Annotated in this window: 2 protein-coding genes; both read right to left on the bottom strand. The window is 43.3% G+C overall.

Features of this window, described 5'->3' with window-relative positions; all coding sequences use genetic code 11:
- Positions 1 to 355: 355 nt before the first annotated feature.
- Positions 356 to 1,228 carry an alpha/beta fold hydrolase gene (locus B9T16_RS28495; protein WP_410246366.1) on the bottom strand — a complete coding sequence of 291 codons (873 nt, stop codon included), beginning with the start codon at positions 1,226 to 1,228 and terminating at the stop codon, positions 356 to 358.
- 7 nt (positions 1,229 to 1,235) lie between these two features.
- On the bottom strand, positions 1,236 to 1,647 hold a 412-nt coding region (locus B9T16_RS28490; protein WP_410246365.1), incomplete at its 5' end, for a hypothetical protein.

Below are 1,647 nucleotides of genomic sequence, written 5' to 3'. Positions count from 1 at the left end.
ATTGACASCAKAACCCCCAGCGACAGGGAAAGAAAGAAAGGGCGGGTTTATTGATATTCCGGTGGGGAAATGTCATTGACAACAGAACCCGCCCCTACCATTATTAATTATCAATTAATGACCGGGTGGGGCGGGTTTATTGATATTCCGGTGGGGAAATGTCATTGACACCATAACCCCCAGCGACAGGGAAAGAAAGAAAGGGCGGGTTTATTGATATTCCGGTGGGGAAATGTCATTGACACCATAACCCGCCCCTACCATTATCAATTATCAATTAATGACCGGGTGGGGCGGGTTTATTGATATTCCGGTGGGGAAATGTCATTGACAGCAGAACCCGCCCCTACCATTATTAATTGTCAATTAAAAATTCTTGAATAATTTTCAGGTAATTTTTAGGGTCTTCTAACATGGGAAAATGAGCAGTATTTGGCAAAATAGTAAGCTGAACGTTAGGATTGAGAGTAGCCGCTTGTTTAGCCATTTCCATAGGGATAATTTGGTCATATTCCCCAGCTACCAAGAGGGTAGGAACCGTCAATTTTTTAAATTCTTGAGGAAACCATTGGGTAGCTTCTTTGCTGACGGATGTTAAGACAGTACCATAGGCGGCGGCAAAATCTGCTAATAAGAAATCCTCTAAAAACTCTCGGCTGACCTGACTAGGTAAGGGACGATGCAGAAATCTCGCCATAAATATTTGATGAATTAACGGCAGTTTTGCCATCCATTTTGGGCGAAACATGACCACATAGCGACTAAATTTATGGAAAGTTGTAAATGATTTTTCATCATATTCAAAAATCCCACTACAGGTTAAGATAGCCCGAACTACCATGGACGGATAAAGATTCATAAAAATGGCAGCAACGGAAGCGCCCATAGAGTGAGCGTTAATATAGACTTGTGGAATATTTAAAGCCTGTAAAAGGGCGGCTAAATCCTGAGCATATTCGGTTAATTCATAACTTCGATCGCCATCATTTAAAGCAGGTCGATTAGACCGACCAAAACCCCGCATATCATAAAGTAAACAATGAAAGCGATCGCCCAAAGCCATAGCGGTACTTTCCCAMTAGCGACCCGACCCACCCCAACCATGAATAAACACCATAACCGGCTTAGAACTTTCTAAATGGTAGGGAGTTCCCACCCATTGATAATAGTGTTCTACGCCATTAATAGTAATATAAGAACTATCGGGCTGCTGAGTTAAACTAATCATCAAGCTATCAATTTGGTAATTTGCCAAGTTTTTTTAATATAGCAAATATTGCCTCAGATGCAGTCATAGGAGAAGCTGTTTTTAAGCCAATTAACCCAGTTTCCAGCCACCAGCCCCAGGTCTGGTGAGGAAATCGCCACAAGTCCAAATGTTCTACAGGCGGATCAGCATAGAAACCACCATCACCGGCACCTAATAGCCCAGAACTCCAGTGAGTAAAGCGATCGTGACTGATACGGTAAAAGGGAAAATTCCCGACCCGACCAACTCCCCAACCATCAACGGCAATTAATCCCCTCACCTGACCCCCTGATTGTTGCCATCTGTAAGCGCCTACCATAGCAGCCACCACACCGGCACTAAAGCCAATAAATATCAATGGTGTCAGAAGGCGATCGCCAAGATTATCCTGTAAACAC

The sequence above is a fragment of the Arthrospira sp. PCC 8006 genome (assembly GCF_046480465.1).
GTDB lineage: Bacteria > Cyanobacteriota > Cyanobacteriia > Cyanobacteriales > Microcoleaceae > Limnospira > Limnospira platensis.
This window is presented reverse-complemented; position numbering and strand designations above follow the sequence as displayed.